The organism is Phycisphaerae bacterium, from assembly GCA_017999985.1.
In the GTDB taxonomy this organism is placed as follows: Bacteria; Planctomycetota; Phycisphaerae; order UBA1845; family Fen-1342; genus JAGNKU01.
The window spans coordinates 52,942-68,379 of sequence record JAGNKU010000003.1 but is presented as its reverse complement, the minus strand read 5'-3'; the positions used below and the strand labels follow the sequence as shown (position 1 = coordinate 68,379).

At 69.3% G+C, this 15,438-nt stretch carries 9 protein-coding genes; 6 read left to right on the top strand and 3 right to left on the bottom strand.

All coding sequences use genetic code 11. The features are described from left to right. Positions 1-7 precede the first annotated feature (7 nt). Entirely contained in the window at positions 8-3,325 is a 3,318-nt protein-coding gene (locus KA383_05485) for a serine/threonine protein kinase (GenBank protein MBP7745564.1), read from the top strand. Positions 3,326-3,387: 62 nt separating this feature from the next. Continuing rightward, positions 3,388-4,566 (top strand): GNAT family N-acetyltransferase, encoded by a 1,179-nt coding sequence (locus KA383_05480; GenBank protein MBP7745563.1) that lies wholly within the window; start codon positions 3,388-3,390, stop codon positions 4,564-4,566. Between the two features lie 20 nt (positions 4,567-4,586). Here KA383_05480 and KA383_05475 read toward each other — a convergent pair whose 3' ends face one another. The 3 genes from KA383_05475 to KA383_05465 form a co-directional block, all read right to left on the bottom strand. Then, positions 4,587-5,687 (bottom strand): PD40 domain-containing protein, encoded by a 1,101-nt coding sequence (locus tag KA383_05475; protein MBP7745562.1) that lies wholly within the window; start codon positions 5,685-5,687, stop codon positions 4,587-4,589. 98 nt (positions 5,688-5,785) lie between these two features. Beyond that, positions 5,786-9,097: a serine/threonine protein kinase gene (locus KA383_05470; protein MBP7745561.1), complete on the bottom strand. Its 3,312-nt coding sequence runs from the start codon at positions 9,095-9,097 to the stop codon at positions 5,786-5,788. Then, entirely contained in the window at positions 9,094-9,732 is a 639-nt protein-coding gene (locus KA383_05465; protein MBP7745560.1) for a sigma-70 family RNA polymerase sigma factor, read from the bottom strand. The genes KA383_05470 and KA383_05465 overlap by 4 nt, the downstream gene beginning before the upstream one ends. 171 nt (positions 9,733-9,903) lie before the next feature. Between KA383_05465 and tilS the strand changes: the two genes are divergently transcribed. From tilS to KA383_05445, 4 genes are all read left to right on the top strand, one after another. Beyond that, positions 9,904-11,373 carry a tRNA lysidine(34) synthetase TilS gene (gene tilS, locus KA383_05460; GenBank protein ID MBP7745559.1) on the top strand — a complete coding sequence of 490 codons (1,470 nt, stop codon included), beginning with the start codon at positions 9,904-9,906 and terminating at the stop codon, positions 11,371-11,373. Next, positions 11,370-12,599 (top strand): glycosyltransferase family 39 protein, encoded by a 1,230-nt coding sequence (locus KA383_05455; protein MBP7745558.1) that lies wholly within the window; start codon positions 11,370-11,372, stop codon positions 12,597-12,599. The genes tilS and KA383_05455 overlap by 4 nt, the downstream gene beginning before the upstream one ends. 119 nt (positions 12,600-12,718) lie before the next feature. Further along, the gene (locus tag KA383_05450) at positions 12,719-13,825 is read left to right on the top strand and encodes a hypothetical protein (protein MBP7745557.1); all 1,107 of its coding nucleotides are present in this window, start codon (positions 12,719-12,721) and stop codon (positions 13,823-13,825) included. Between the two features lie 644 nt (positions 13,826-14,469). Continuing rightward, complete coding sequence (locus KA383_05445) at positions 14,470-15,402, top strand: hypothetical protein (protein MBP7745556.1); 933 nt, start codon at positions 14,470-14,472, stop codon at positions 15,400-15,402. Positions 15,403-15,438: the final 36 nt, after the last annotated feature.

The following is a 15,438-nucleotide window of genomic DNA, read 5'->3' as shown; positions in this document are numbered from 1 at the left end:
ACACACTATGCCTACGGGGACGCATAGCCTGCCCGACGACAGCCGCGACGAGCGCGTGGGGAAGGTCCTCAACGACTATCTCGACCGCCGGGCGCGTGGCGAGCCCGTCAGCGACGCCGAACTGCTCGCGCAGCACCCCGATCTCGCTGATGAGCTGCGGGCCCACCTCGGGCTGGTGCGCGAGTTGCGCCCGCCCGGCGCCCAGATCGGCGACCTGCTCGCCCAGGGCGTGCTCGCGCCCGCGTCCGACCCGCGCTACGCCGCGGAGCTCGGCGCCTACCAGATCGTCAGCTACATCGGCCGGGGCGGCATGGGCATCGTGCTCAAGGCGTACGAGGAGAGCCTCAATCGCACGGTCGCCCTCAAGCTCCTGCGGCCCGAGCTCGCCGATGACCAGGCCGCCCTGCTGCGCTTCGAGCGCGAGGCGAAAGCCGCCGCCGCCCTGCACCACCCGAACATCGTCACGGTCTACGCGGTCGGCCACACGCGCGGCGTGCACTTCATCGCCATGGAATACGTCGAGGGCACCAACCTCGCCGAAGTGCTCCGCCGTCACGGGCCCCTGCCGCCCGAACTCGTGCGGCGCATCTTCCGCGAATTGCTGGCCGGGCTCGCCGCCGCCCACGCCATCCTACTGATTCATCGCGACATCAAGACATCGAATATCCTGCTCGCGCTGCCGGCGACCGACGGCGCCGCACGGCTCGACCCTGCGCTCGCGCAATCGCCCCTGCCGCTCGCCAAGATCGCCGACTTCGGTCTGGCGCGCATGCACACCTCCCAGACCCGCCTGACCACGGCATCCTCCGTGGTCGGCACGCCCGAGTACATGAGCCCGGAGCAGGCGCGCGGCGAGACAACGATCGACCAGCGCGCCGATCTCTACTCTGCCGGCGTCGTGCTCTACGAAATGCTGACCGGCCGCACGCCGTTCCACGCCGACTCCCCGACGGCCACGATCCACCGCATCCTGTATGAAGAGCCGACGGTGGCCCGGCGGCTCCGACCGGATGTCGACCCGGCGTTGTCGGACCTGGCGCTGCGGCTGATGGCCAAGCAGCCAGCCGATCGCTTCGCCACCGCCAACGAAGTTCTGACCGCTCTCGACGCGAACACACGCGTGCGCTCGCTCGAACGGCAGCGTCGCCTGCGCCGCCGGTGCGTAGTCGCGGCCGTCGCCGCAGTCTTGCTCGTCGCCGGCGCGTGGTGGAGCCGGGAGACGCTGCGCGCGCTGGAGCGTCGCCCGCCGGCGTACCCACGCACCGCGGCCCCCACCGCCGTCTGGATTGACGAGCGCGACCCGACGCTGATCCTGGCGCGCTACGGGGCGACCGCGCCGCCCGAGGCATTCTACGACTTCCCCGCCCCGACGCGGTATCTCGGCGACGTCAGCCTGCTGGACCGTGACGGGGCCGGAGACCTGATCGTCATCGCCAGCGTGAGTGACTCCACGGCACCTGACACCGTGTTCGCCTTCGACCGCGCGGGCCGCGTGCTGTGGAACCTGGACTTGTCGGCGAACATGCAGTGGCCGGACTGCGGACCGCCGACGCGTTGGCGCGGCGGTGACCTGCTCGCGCTCGACGTCGACGCCGTGCCGGGAGACGAGCTGCTCATCATCGCCAACGATGCGAACGAATACCCGACGCGCGTCACACTGATCGATCCGCGGACGCAGGACCTGCGGGCCACGTACTGGCATTGGGGCGGCATCGGCCCGCTGGTGCCCTTGCCCGACTTCTTCGGCCCGGGGCACCCCGCCGTCATGATCCCCGGTTTGAACAACAAGCTCGACGGGTTTTTCACGCCGGAGCCCGGCGACGACGAGCCCTGCACGTACTTCGATCTCGTCAGCGTCGTCATGATCCTCGATCCACGCGACATGGACGGGCTGGCCCCCCCCAGAACCGGCCGACTGCCGGGCCTCACGCCGGCGCGTCCCTATGCGTATGCTTTCCTGGACGCGCCTTACAGCCCGGCCGCCACGCACCAGGCCACGGAGGACCGCAACCGGGTGTCGCCACGCTTGTCGGAGATCGTATCGGTCGCTGGCGTCCAACCCGGCTCCAGCCCGCCGGACGATGACACCGGCCCGTGGTTCGCCGTCGCCCTGGAACGACCGGGCGACCACCCCGGGCCTGGCACAATCATCATGGATCGCCACCTGACGCCGCGCCACTTCATTGTCTCCAGTGGCGAGACGATTAACCCGGCCCCGGCGTACTGGGTCAGTCGCTGGCATCCGATCTTTCAGGAACGCCAGCCCATACCATGCACGGACTGGGAGCCGCACAGCCCGCCGGCCGCTCTCACCGCCGTCGAACGCGCGCCCGACCGCGCCAACGTCGTCCGCGCACTGCGGGGTGAAAACACGGAATGGGCGGATTTTTTTGAATTCCCCGCTGGCGCCAGCCTGAGCGCCGTGACACTCGCGGACCTGGACGGTGCCGGTCTCCAAGCCGTCGTCGTGGGTCTGGCACGCCCAATCGACGGGGCCAATGTCGTCGCGTTCAACGTCAACGGACGCCAGTTGTGGGCCAGCTACCTGCGCGCGGAACACCAGTGGCCCGACTGCGCCCCGTCCGCCCAGTGGACATGCCACATCGTGAAAGCCGCGAACGTGGATGGTGTCCCTGGCGACGAGCTGATCGTGGTAGCCTCCGACGCCTTGGAGTATCCGACCCGCGTCTCCCTGCTCAACGCGCTGACGGGCGAGGTCCGCACGACCTTTTGGAACCAGGGCGACCTTGACGAGGTGTACGTGGAGCCGCGTTTCTTCGACGACACGCGCCCGGCGCTCGTGGTCGCGGGCCTGAACAACAAGCTGGACGGCTTCGACGAGCCGCGCCCCGACGACCCCGCGCCGCGCGCGCACTTCGACATCACCGCGGTCATGATGGTCCTCGATCCGGCGAACATGGACGGCGTGGGCCCGCCGCACACCGCCCGCATCCCGGACCTGCCGCCCGCCCAGCCGTACGCGTATGTGTGCCTTGACCTGGCTCCCGGGCCGACGGTGCACACGCGGCCCGCGGCCGGCGCGGAGCGGCGTCTGGTTCTTCCCGCTGAATGTGGCACGCTGCGCAACATCGCCCCCGCGCCGTACGACGCGCGTGATATCCAGAGCCGGCCCCAGTGGATCGTGGACGTACTCGGCCCCAACGGAATGGACGGTCGCACTATCGTCACGCTCGATCGCGACCTGAACCTGCTGTGGATCCTGCCCAAGCCCAACGAGGTCGCCGGGCGCGAGCTGGAATACTGGCGCGCCCGCTGGCTGCCCATCTTCCGGCGCAGCGCACCGGTCCACGCCGCACAGCCGTAGGCCCGACTGTCCTCCGCCACTACAATCCACCCCGCCAGCCTCAACATCGAAGGAGTACCGGCGTGTCTACCATCCCCGCGGTCGGCCCCTGCGTCGATGAAAGCGAAATCCGCCAGCTCGAGCTACTGCTCCAGGATACATTTGTCATCCCCGCGGAGCGCTCGCGCACCTACTTCGAGGCGGCCGGGATTGCCAATCTGCGCGTCATCCGACGTGATTCGCGGCTTGCCGGCGGGCTCGTACTGCTGCCGCTCGGCCAGTGGTTCGGCGGGCGCTCCGTCCCGATGACCGGCCTGGCCGCCGTCATGGTCGCCCCCGAATTCCGGGCGCGCGGCGTGGCCACCGAGCTGCTCCGCAGTGTGCTGACCGAGATGCACGCCGCCGGAACGGCGCTGTCCACGCTCTATCCCGCCACGGTCGCGCTCTATCGGCGTGTGGGATATGAATGCGCCGGCATCGCCTGCGATGTGGGCTTGCCGTTGCGCAGCATCGACCTGCGCGACCGCGCGCTGGAGCTGCGGCCGGCCCGTTTGGAGGACGACGCCGGCATGCAGGCGGTGTATGCGCACTGGGCCAGCCGGACCGCGGGCCAGCTTGACCGCAGCCCGGTGATCTGGCTGCGCGCCCGGCAGCCGCGCGGCGCGACGACGCAGGCGTTCGTGGTCGGCAACGCCGGCAAGATCGACGGCTACCTCTTCGTCCTGACCGAGACGACGGCGCCGCGCCGCTACGACCTGCGGGTCAGCGACTGGGCTGCCCGCACGCCCGCGGCAGCGCGTCGCCTGCTCACATACCTCGCTGACGAGCGCACCGTCCGTGGCCGCGCGACGTGGCGCTCCAGCCCCGCCGATCCCATGCTTCTACATCTGGCCGAAGCCCCCTACGAGTTCACCGGCAGCCACCCGTGGATGGTGCGCGTCGTCCACGTGGCCAACGCCCTCGCGGCCCGCGGCTATCCGCCCGGCGTCCGTGCTGAGCTGCACCTACACGTACACGACGACCTGCTGCCGGCCAACGATGGGCGCTGGGTCCTGCATGTCGGCGACGGGCAGGGGATGGTCACGCGCGGCGGGCGGGGCACGTTCGACCTCCACGTACGCGGCCTGGCTGCGCTCTACACCGGCTTTCTTTCACCGCAGGACCTGGTCCTCGCGCAGCTCGCCTCTGCGCCGGAGACCGAACTCGCCGCGGCCGCCACGATCTTCGGCGGACCGCTGCCGTGGATGCGGGACGAGTACTGACGCCCGCGCGGCTGGCTGCTTCACCGCCGCGTCACGGTGACCGCCTCCTGCACCACGCACCACGCCACCGGCCGCAGAAACTCCGGCGTGTCCGCCGTCAGGTTCGCCGTGCCGCCGCCGTCCCGCATGGCGCGCACGACATCCATGTCCAGGGGCGCATGCAAATCGCCGGTCTCATCGCTCAGGCGTTGATATGCCAGCGCCGCGCCGGTCGGCGACCACACCGGGCGTAGCAGGATCGCCCACACCCCCGGCAGCGGTCCACCGACCATATGCGGTGCCCCGCCGTCCACGTCCACCACGCACAGCGCGCTCAGCGGCCCGCACTCGGCGAATGCGACCCGCGTGCCGTCCGGCGACCACGCGGGCCAGCGACCGCGCGCATCCGTAAGCGTTCTCACGCCGCCGTGCACCAGATCCATGATCCGCAGCGCGCCGCCCCGGGTGTCATATACGACGGCGGTCCCGTCCGGCGCCCAATCATGTGAGCGGATGTCCGGCGCTGCACTGCGCCACCACCCGTCGCTGCCGTAGTCCGCAGCCGCCAGCGGCAGCCGCACACGCGGCGCCACCGGCTCCTCGACCAGTCCACGCACCCCGCCGTGCGCGTCGAAATCCACGCGGGCCACGTAGATTCCGCCTTCACACACCGCGCCGGCCGCGTCCCAGCGCCGCGCCACCCAGGAGATCAGCCCGTCCGCGGCGTGCCGCAGCCAGTGCGGCGTTGCCGTGGCCGGCTCGAGGTCCGGCGGCGCGGTCAGACGCACGGCGCGGCCATCGGCGCACACGGCGAACAGCGCGCGGCGTGGGCTACCGTCGGGGTAGCAGCCCCCACCGACCTCGCGGATGGAAAGAAACCAGCGCTGCCCGCCGTGCAGGAAGTTGCTCGGCTCACCATGCACGTGCGCGGGCAGCGCGGTCTTATTGCGCCCGTCGGGGTCCATGCACCAGATCCCCGGCGACTCATCCCACCAGCTCTGGAAGTAGATCACTTCCACCGCGGCGCCGCGCGCCGCCACTGGTTGCCGCGGCTGCGCATCCCACGCCGCGCCCGGCCCCAGCACGCCCACCACCGCCATGACACACATCCAGACGAAATCTGACGCTCGATACGTACGCATGCCGTCAGTCTCCTTTGCTGCGGGCGCAATGAGAGCGCCCGGCCCGTGCGGTCGGTTCCCGCGTCGCACGCCGGCTCACACTGGCCGGTCGCGTGCGCCTACGGAGATTCGGAAACTCCCGCTTCGGCGGCCACACCGCCGCCAGTTAGACTCCCGTTTGCCTGCGTTGGTTCGCGCTCCAACAGCCGCTCCAGCCGGTACGCGGCCCAGTGGGCCGTGTGGTGTGACTGCGGCTGCTGTCCCAGCTCGACACACCGGCCATACGCCGCGCGCGCCGCCGCCAGATCGCCCGCCAGTTCCTGCCGCAGCCCTACGTAGAACCAGGGGAACGGCGCGTAGCGCGTGCCGAGCAGCACAATGTCCGCCCAGTGCGCGGTGTACGCCGTCTCGCTTATCAAATCCAGGAAATACGCCGCCGTGGTCGGGTCCGGGCACTGCCGCGCCAGCAGGTCGGGATCGCGCCGCCCCACGGGCACGGCCTGCTCGAACGCCGCGCGCGCTTCGGCCACCCGGCCACAGCCCAGCAGCGCCCACCCGAGCGACTTGTAGAACGACGCCTCGCGCCCACCGGCGCCGATCGCCTGTTGCACCACCGCCGCGGCGCGTTCGTAATCGCCACCCAGCCCCAGGTACTCGCCATAGATCAGCAGCGTGAACGGCCGCGCCGCGACATCGTCGAGCCGCGCGGCCCGCGCCAGCGCCACCGCTTCGGCCACGCCCGCCGGTGAGCGCTTCCCCAACGCCACCAGCTCGCCCACGGCCCGCTCGTCGAGCAACTCCGCCAGGCGCTTCTGCAGCGCTGTCAGCAGCTCATCACCGCCAGCATGCTCGGGGAAATCCACCACCAACTGCTCTTGCAGCGCAATCGCGCGGCGATAGGCCGCTTCAGAATCGCCCAGCCGCCACGCCAGATGCAACGCCGACGCGCGCTGCACGTGCAGATCCACGAGTTCGGCACCATACCGCACCACGTTCGGAAAGCTGGCCGCGAGCTGCTCCTGAAGCGCAACCGCTTCGTCGTGGGCCGTGTCCGCCTCCTCCGCCCGGCCCGCGGCCGCGAGGGCGTGCTCCAGCGCGGAGTAAGCCCGCACGAGCTGCCCCCGGTACCACGGCAATTCCGGCAGCTCAGCCACCAGCTCCTGATAGCGCGGCAGCTCCGGCCGCGGCTGTGCCGCCCGCGGGAACGTGCTGTCGCACCGCTCGACCTCTTCCCACCAGCGCTGCGTGTAGGCGAGCTCCGCCCCGTAATCCAGTTCAGCGGGGAACCCCCGCACCAGCGCGCGCTGCAGCTCCAGCACCTCGGCCACAATCGGCGCCGCCGCCGCGCATTGTCCGCCGCGCACCATCAGCGTCGCGTGGTTCCGCAAGGCCCGCGCCAATTCCAGGCGGTACTGAGGCACAGTGGCGCATTCGCTCGCCAGGGACTTCCAGGTCGCCACGCAGGCGCGCACACGCTCCTCCGCCTCGATCGGCCGGTCCAGGTCGCGCAACACCAGCCCCAGCAGGTTCAGGCTGCACGCCACGTCGCGCTGATAGTCCAATTGCGACGGGAACTCCGCCGCCAGGCCCGCCCACCCCGACCACGCGCGCGTGGCCGGCAGCTCCGCGTCCGCCGGGCGACCGCGCTCCCAGAGAAACGTCGCCAGCGCTCCGTAGCTGCGCGCCAGCGCCGCGCGTTGCGGCGCGTCCGTCGCCGCCCCCGGCAGCTCCTCGCACGCCGCGCGGGCCGCCTGATACGCGGCCTCCGCCGCGACGTCACGCCCCAACAACGCGTTGAGATGGGCCACGCGTGTGTAAGCCTGAGTAACCCCCGCCCGGATCGCATCCGCCGGGCTCTTGTTCAGCAGGGTTACCGTGGTCGCGTCCGGCGGGTCCTCCAGCAGGGCGTGCCGCAAGCGCTCCATTTGCGCCCCACCGCCCAGTTCCTCGGCGGTCAGGCGCGTCAGGACGCGGTCCATCGTGGCTTGCGCCAGCCGGAGATTCTCCTCGGCCCGGCTGCGCTGCGCGCTGGCCAGATCGCGTTGTCGCAACGCCTCGGCGCGCTGCTGCGCAATCAGCAACGTGCTGATCGACAGCCCGATGACCGCCAATACGAGCACCACCGCGGCCGCTGACACGATCGTGTGATGTCGGCGCGTCCATTTCGCCGCCCGGTCCGGCCAGGTCGGCGGTCGCGCCAGGATCGGCCGGTTCGACAGGAAGCGCTCCAGATCCTCGGCCAGCGCGCGGGCACTTGCGTAGCGCTCCGACGGATACTTCGCGAGCGCCTTGGCGACGATGATTTCCAGCTCCGCCGGAACTGCGGGGTTCACGCGGCGCAGCGGCAGTGGGTCCACGTGCACGATGCGACGCAACAGCTCCTCGCGATCGTCCCCCGCCACCGCGGGACGCAGGCCCAGCAGTTCATAGAGCGTCGCCCCCAGCCCGTAGATGTCGGTGCGTTGATCGACGGGCAGACGTCCGGCACGAGCCTGCTCGGGGCTCATGTAGCGCACCGTGCCGAGCAGGTCACCCGGCAGCGTCAGGCCAGGATCGCTGCGGATGGTCGCCAGACCGAAGTCCGTAATCCAGATGTGCCCGGCCGCGTCGAGCAGCAGGTTGGCGGGCTTGATGTCGCGATGGACGACGCCCGCGTCGTGAGCATGCTGCAGCGCATCGGCCGCCTGCACGCCCAGCTGCGCGATCGCACGGAAATACGCCGGCGTGTTCGTCGCGCCCTGCGTCATGATGGTCTCGGTGGGTCCACCGGCCGGAACGGGCGGCGGCGCCGGGGCTTCGTCCGGCGGCGGGCACGCGCCTGCGTCCGAGAGCAGCGCCAGCACCGCCGCCGACGTACCGACCGAGGAAGGTGTGCCCTCCAGCGGTGCCTGGCCCGCGAGTTGGCGCAGCTCGCGAATCACCACCGACAGCGGCTGCCCGTCGATGTACTGCATCGCGTAGTAGTGCACACCGCGTTCGCAGCCCACCGCGAACACCGGCACGATGTTCGTGTGATGCAGTTGGGCCGCGGCCTGCGCTTCTTTCTTGAAGCGCTGCAGTTGCCGCGCATCGAGCACCGCCGCGAACGGCAACACCTTCAGCGCGACGCGCCGGTTGAGCGAAATCTGCTCCGCCTCGTACACCACGCCCATGCCGCCGCGGCCGATCTCGCGCACAATGCGATAGTCGCCGAGTTGTCCGCTGACTTCGCACGCGGCGGACGCCACCGGCGGGTGACCCGTCCCCGTCGGCCGCAGCACGCGCAACGCCGGCAGGACCTGCCGCAGGACCGCCTCGATTTGCGGATAGCGGCGTGCGAACTCCTCGATGTCCGGCTGTTCGCCGCGCTCCAGGCACTGTGTGAACTCGTCCGCCGCCAGCCCCAGCAGGGCCTCGGCCGACATGTCTTCGCGCGCCGTGGTCTCTCTCATGGCTGCGACCCTGCCAGTCCGCTTTCAACCAGCCTGGCGCGTAGCCGCAATAGCGCGCGGCCGTAGCGTTTGCTCGCCGCCGCCGGCTCCAACCCCAGCAACTCCGCGACCTCCAGGTTGGAGAGGCCCTCGAAGTTCCGCAGCAGCAGCAATTCGCGATCATCCACGGGCAGGTACAGCAGGGCCTGCCGCACGCGACGGGCCAGCTCCCCGCCGACGGCCTGCGCGCTCGGGCTCGTGCCGTCGTCCAGAAGCTGTTGCCCAAGGCGTGCCGTGGACTGCTCCGGCAGCGCCGCCTCGCGCGCCAGGGCCCGGCGCTGCGCGCCGTGATGCCGGCGACGCAGCATGAGCAGGCGGTCGTACGCGATGCGTCGCAGCCAGAGCCGGAACGCGAGGGCGGGCCGTGCCAGGTAGTCATCCATGCGGCGGGTCGCCTCGAGCTGGGCCTCCTGCACGATATCCGACGGGTCCACGCGCTGCCGCAGCCGCGGGTCGAGGTACAGTTCGACGACCTGCCGCAGGTACGCGCGGTGGCGTGCCAGCAGGGTACTCAAGGCCGTCGCCTGCCCGGCCTGGACTTGCGCCAACAACCGGCGGGTCGCGTGAGAATCGCTCGTGGGGCGCGGCGTGATCATGGCTCGCACTGCTCTCCTTCAATATAACAACTGCGGAAACCGTGCTCCCGGGACACATGACTTGTCGGTTTTCGTGTCCGTGCCCCGGGACCGCGTTTTCGCCACCGCCAACGCAGATGTGAGCCCGGAGCGGTCCCTTTTCCTGGCCGGGCGCCATATACTGCTGAGGCTGTGAACTGGGACGCATTCCTCAATCAAGTGCAGGCCTGGCTGGAGAGCCGGCAGCTCCTGGCCGCCCACACCAGTTGGGTTGTTGGCCTTTCCGGCGGACCCGACTCCACGCTGCTGGTGCACGCGCTGAAGGCCCTCTCGGAGCGTGAGGAGCTGCGCTGGAAGCTGCACGCGGCCCACTTCCACCATGGCATGCGCGGGGCCGAGGCCGACGCCGACGCCGCGTTCGCCGCCGAACTGGCGGAACAGCTTGGTCTGCCGTATCACACCGAGCGGGCCGATATTCCCGCCGTCGTGGCCGAGGAAGGCGGCTCCCCGGAGGAGGTGGCGCGCGACCGGCGCTACGAGTTCCTCGAAAGGGTCGCCCTCAAGGCCGGCAGCGAGCTCGTTGCCGTCGCCCATCACGCGGACGACAACGCGGAGACGATCCTGCACCGGATCTGCCGCGGAACCGGGCTGCGCGGACTGGCCGGCATCCGCGACGTGCGGCCCATCCGGCCAGGCAGCCGGATCTGCGTTGTCCGCCCGCTGCTGAGCCAGCGTCGCGCGACCATCGAGGAACTCTGTGCCGCCCGCGGCCTGAGCGTGCGCGCCGACAGCACCAACCGCTCGCCAGAATTCACGCGCGGCCGCATCCGCCACGAAATCATGCCTCTGCTCGCGGCCCAGCTCAATCCCAACGTCAGCGAGGCCCTGCTCCGGCTCGGCGAGCACGCCCGCCTGCTCGGCACCTACCTCGAGGATGCGGCGGAGCGGACCTTCGAGTCGCTGGTCATCGCCCAGCGCCCCCGGCACATCGTCCTGAACACGCGTGCCCTGCTCGGCAAGCAGCGGATCATCCAGGCCGAGGTCGTCCGCCGGGCCATTTCACTCGTGCTGGAGGGCGACCAGGATCTGAGCTTTGCGCACGTCGAAGCCATCCTGCGACTCGTTGACGATCCCGCCAGCGGCAAGGAAGTCCACGTGCCCGGCCCGGTCGTCGTCCGCAAGCAGTACGACCGCCTGGAATTCCGCCCCCTCAACGACGATGAGCCCGCACCCGAACTCGGCACGATCTTCGTCGCCTGCCCGGGCCGTACCGCCCTGCCGATGCTGGGCCAGACGCTGATGGCCGAAGTCTGCGACATGACCCCGGAAAAACTCGAAGACCTGCGCCGCAACACCAACCGCCTCGAGGAATGGCTCGACCTCGAATTCGTGCGCCCGCCACTGCTGGTGCGCGGCCGGCAGGACGGCGACCGCTTCCACCCGCTCGGCGCGCCGGGTGTCAAAACCGTCAGCGACTTCTTCGGCGAACAGAAGATCGACCCGGAAGTTCGGGCCCGCACCGGCATCCTCTGCGATCAGCAGGGTCCGCTCTGGGTGATGCCGCTGCGGATCGACGAGCGTGTGAAGCTCCGCCCGGAGACGCGCAAGGCCCTCCGCCTGACCCTCACGCCATCGACGGCGCGCCCGTCGAGCGGGCCGTGAAAACTCCGCCGGCCGGCTTCGGCTGGTGGCTCTGCGGAGCAGCGCTAGCGCTCCGCGCCGGCTGGGTCGTCTACCGCTGGACCACACACGGCTCCGGGTTCGACTACCCCGACGAAGACCTGCACTGGCAACTCGCCACGCACCTCGTCCGCGACGGCATCCTCGCGACGGACGATGGTCGCCTGGCCGCGCGCATGCCCCTGTATCCGCTGCTGCTCGCGCCCTGTGCCGCGCTCGGGAGCACCGGCGTCCTCGTCGCGCGCCTGATGCAGACGCTTTTCGGCGCTGCCAGCGTCGGCGTCGCCTACCGACTCGCGGACGCCGCGTTCGGACGCCGGGCCGCGCTCGCCGCCGGCGTGCTGACATGCTGTGATCCGTTCGGCATCTTCTTCGCCAATCTGCTGCTGACCGAAGTGCCGTTCACGTTGCTGGCGCTGAGTCTGGTGGCCTGCGCGTGGCGTTTCGTCGCAGGCCCCGGCGCCGGGCGCGGTGCGTTGATTGGCCTCGCGGTTACCGGGGCGGCCGCCGCGCTGACGCGCCCCTCGGCCGTACTATGGCTGCCGGCGTGCTGGCTGCTCGTCGCCTGGCTGCACCCGCGGCGTCGGTCGGCAGCGCCCCGGTTACTGCTGTGCCCGGTGGTGCTCGGGCTCGCGCTGGTGCCGTGGGGCCTGCGGAACCGCGCCGTGCTGGGGGAGTATGCCTGGTTGTCAGCCAACGGCGGCGTCACGCTCTACGACGCCCAGGGACCCCAGGCCGACGGCAGCAGCAACCAGGCATTCCTCCAAGCGCTGCCCGAACTGGCCACGCTCGGTGAAGTTGCCCGCGACCGCGCCTTGGCGCGGCTGGCCATCGCGCAAATGCGCGCCGACCCGGCCCGCGTGCTCCAACTGGCAAGCACCAAGTTCCTGCGAACCTGGAGCCTCATTCCCAACGTGACTGAGTACCGCACCGGCGCCGCCGCCTTTGTCGGAGCCGCGTACACCGCGCTGCTCCTGCTGGGTGCGGCGGCCGGGCTGGTGCGCACCGCGCGTGGTACCCAGACGAATGCCTGTCAGCTCCAGGCGTTGCTCTGGTTACCGATCGTGTACTTCACACTGCTGCACAGTGTGTACGTGGGCAGTGTTCGTTACCGCGTGCCCCTGATGCCCTTGCTGGCGGTCGCGGCCGCCAGCACCCTGTGCTCGTCCGATAAACGCGCGTTTGCGGCGTCCCAGCCCAAATCGTAAGTGTTTTTGTTTCAGGCCAGGGGCACGCGGCGTTATGATGGCGCTGCCGCGGCGGCCGCGACCCTCGAACCGAGCGGCGGCCACGGACCTGAGCGAGGGTGCCACAGGAGCGGCGAATCATGGAGAGCGGAAGAAGCTGGCGGGGGGCGTGTATCCTGGTCGCCTTGACTACGTTGGGCCTGGTCGCGCAGCCGGCACGGGCAGCGGATCGGGTCGTCATCGCCGAGGAATTCACGAGTACGAGTTGCGGGTACTGTGTGTACGCCGGCCTGGCACTGGACATGCTCCTCGACGAGTTCCCCGACACCTTCACGCTCGTGCAGTACCACATTAATGATTCGTACGCGACCACCTGGGCAACCTCGCGCGCCAGCTTCTACGGTGTATCCGGCACGCCGGTCGCCTGGTTCGACGGCACCCTGCAGTGCGCCGGGGCCTACACCAACACGCAACAGCAATACAACTGGTATCTGAGCCAGTTCAACGCCCGTAAGGCCGTACCGACCGACGTGACCATCACCGCGACCGGCGTGCCGGTCAGCGGCCAGACGTACACGTTGCGGGCGCGGGTGTGTTTGGAAGCTGGCGGGACCGCCAAGACCGTCCGCGTCTACATGGTGCAGGTCTTGGACAACTGGCCGACCTCACCGGCCTACTCGCGGAACGGCTTCAAGCAGGCCGCCACCTACCAGGACGTGGCCCTCACCCCGGGCACCTGCCAGACCGTGGCGCGCAATTTCACGTTCGACAGCACGAGCTGGGCCAACCAAAACGACATCCGCTTCATCGTCTGGGCCCAGGAGCCCCAAAGCTACAGCTCCACGTCGAACCCGGCCGAAATCTACCAGACCAAGGTGCTGCCGTGGCCCTTCCCTGCCGACTGCAACTTCAACGGCCGCCCGGATGACGAGGATCTCAATTCCGGCGACTCGCAGGACTGCAATGCAAACCACGTCCCGGACGAGTGCGACATCGCCGGCGGCAGTTCGGTAGATACAAACACCAACGGCGTGCCGGACGAGTGTGAGATTGTCGTCGGCGACGCCAACTGTGACGGCATCCTCAACTTCCGCGACATCAACCCGTTCGTGCTCCTGGTGTCCAACTGGACGGAATGGCACGCGGCGTTCCCCGATTGCCCAACCGGCAACGGCGACATCAATCGCGACGGCGGCGTGACGTTTGCCGACATCAACCCGTTCGTGGTGCTGCTCACGAGCCAGTAAACGAGTGCGACGAGCCCGGGAGGGAGCCGGGCGCGTCGCTCCGGGAGCGGCGCAGGCGGATAACCGGCGGGGTGAGCATGGCTTATGCGTGCACGCCCGGGGGCATTGTGCGCGTTGAATCACTCGATTGGCGGCAGCCGGCGGCGGACTGCCTGGGCGACGAAATCCGCGCAGGCCACAGAGATCGCGAAAGTTTCGCTATCGGACGGCTAGGGGCCTGCGTTACAATGAACAAGCCGTGCCCCGCAGAGGGGACGACGAGCGGCGCCACCTTCTGCCTTGCGGACCCGTCGCAGCGGGGAGGGCGTCACCCGGTGTGCCTTGCAACGGTCAAGTTGGTGACACGTACGGGATATTGCGATATGTGTATCCACACAACAGGTGTGCAACGGCCCGTGATGCTGGACCGCCCGGGCTGCTCAATTGACAGCGGTACCATTGGGTCCCCACGGAATCATCTCTAAACAAAGGAGTCGCGCATGGACAGTGGACGTCTGGTACGCAGTGCGTGGTTGCTGCCCCTGCTGGGCGCGTTCGCGCTCGGCCTCGCACCGGCCCAAGCGGCAGATCGGGTGGTGCTCGTCGAAGAATTCACGAGCGTCACCTGAAGCTACTGCACTTACGCCGGTCAGGCGTTGAACACAATGCTCAATGACCCCGCCATCGCCCCGCACTTGGCCTTGCTGCAAATCCACATCGGCGATTCGTATGCGACCGGGTGGGGCAACACGCGGGACAACTTCTACAACGTGACCGGGACGCCCACCGCCTGGTTCGACGGCATCACGTCGGTGGTCGGCGCCGGCAGTTACCAGGGCGCGCTCACCGCGTACACCGGCAAGTACAACCAGCGGCGCGCCGTGGCGACCAACGTCCGGATCACGGTCACGGGTGTCCAGTCGATGGGCTCGACCTTCACCATCCGCGCCAACGTCTGCGTCGAGCCCGGCGCCAGCCACAACATGCGCGTCTGGATCGCAGCGGTGCTGGACCACTACCCGAGTTCACCCACGTACTCGCGCTGGTGCTTCCGGCAGGCGGCGACCTCCCAGGACATGACGCTCGCCCCCGGCGAGTGCCAGATGGTCGCGCGCAACATCACTTTCGACACCACGAGCTGGGCCAACCAGGCCAACATCAAGATCGTCGCCTGGGCACAGACCCCCAACAGCTCCGCCCCGGCCGAGATCTTCAACGCCGCCGTCCTGAGCTGGCCGTTCGGCCCGGACTGCAACTTCAACGGCGTCCCGGACGCAGAGGACCTCTCCTCCGGCAACTCCGCGGACTGCAATCTGAACGACCTGCCGGACGAGTGTGACATCTCCTCCGGCGTGTCCCGTGACACCAACAGCAACGGCATACCGGACGAGTGCGAGACGCTGCGCGGTGATTCCAACTGCGATGGCGAAGTGAACTTCCGGGATATTAACCCGTTCGTGCTCGCCCTGACCAACTGGTGGCAATACATCGCGGATTTTCCGGATTGCCCCCACAGCAACTGCGACATCAACGAAGACGGCAGCGTTGGCTTCCAGGATATCAATCCGTTCGTCAACCTGCTGACGTCCCAGCCGTAGTCCGCCGGCTGCGGAGCCTTCGCTCCGCCCGTGCGG

What these genes read in the sequence shown, in the direction of transcription:
- KA383_05475 (MBP7745562.1), bottom strand. Translation starts at nt 5,687, where the DNA reads ATGCGTACGTATCGAGCGTCAGATTTCGTCTGGATGTGTGTCATGGCG.
- KA383_05450 (MBP7745557.1), top strand. Translation starts at nt 12,719, where the DNA reads ATGGAGAGCGGAAGAAGCTGGCGGGGGGCGTGTATCCTGGTCGCCTTG.
- KA383_05470 (MBP7745561.1), bottom strand. Translation starts at nt 9,097, where the DNA reads ATGAGAGAGACCACGGCGCGCGAAGACATGTCGGCCGAGGCCCTGCTG.
- KA383_05485 (MBP7745564.1), top strand. Translation starts at nt 8, where the DNA reads ATGCCTACGGGGACGCATAGCCTGCCCGACGACAGCCGCGACGAGCGC.
- KA383_05445 (MBP7745556.1), top strand. Translation starts at nt 14,470, where the DNA reads ATGCTCAATGACCCCGCCATCGCCCCGCACTTGGCCTTGCTGCAAATC.
- KA383_05465 (MBP7745560.1), bottom strand. Translation starts at nt 9,732, where the DNA reads ATGATCACGCCGCGCCCCACGAGCGATTCTCACGCGACCCGCCGGTTG.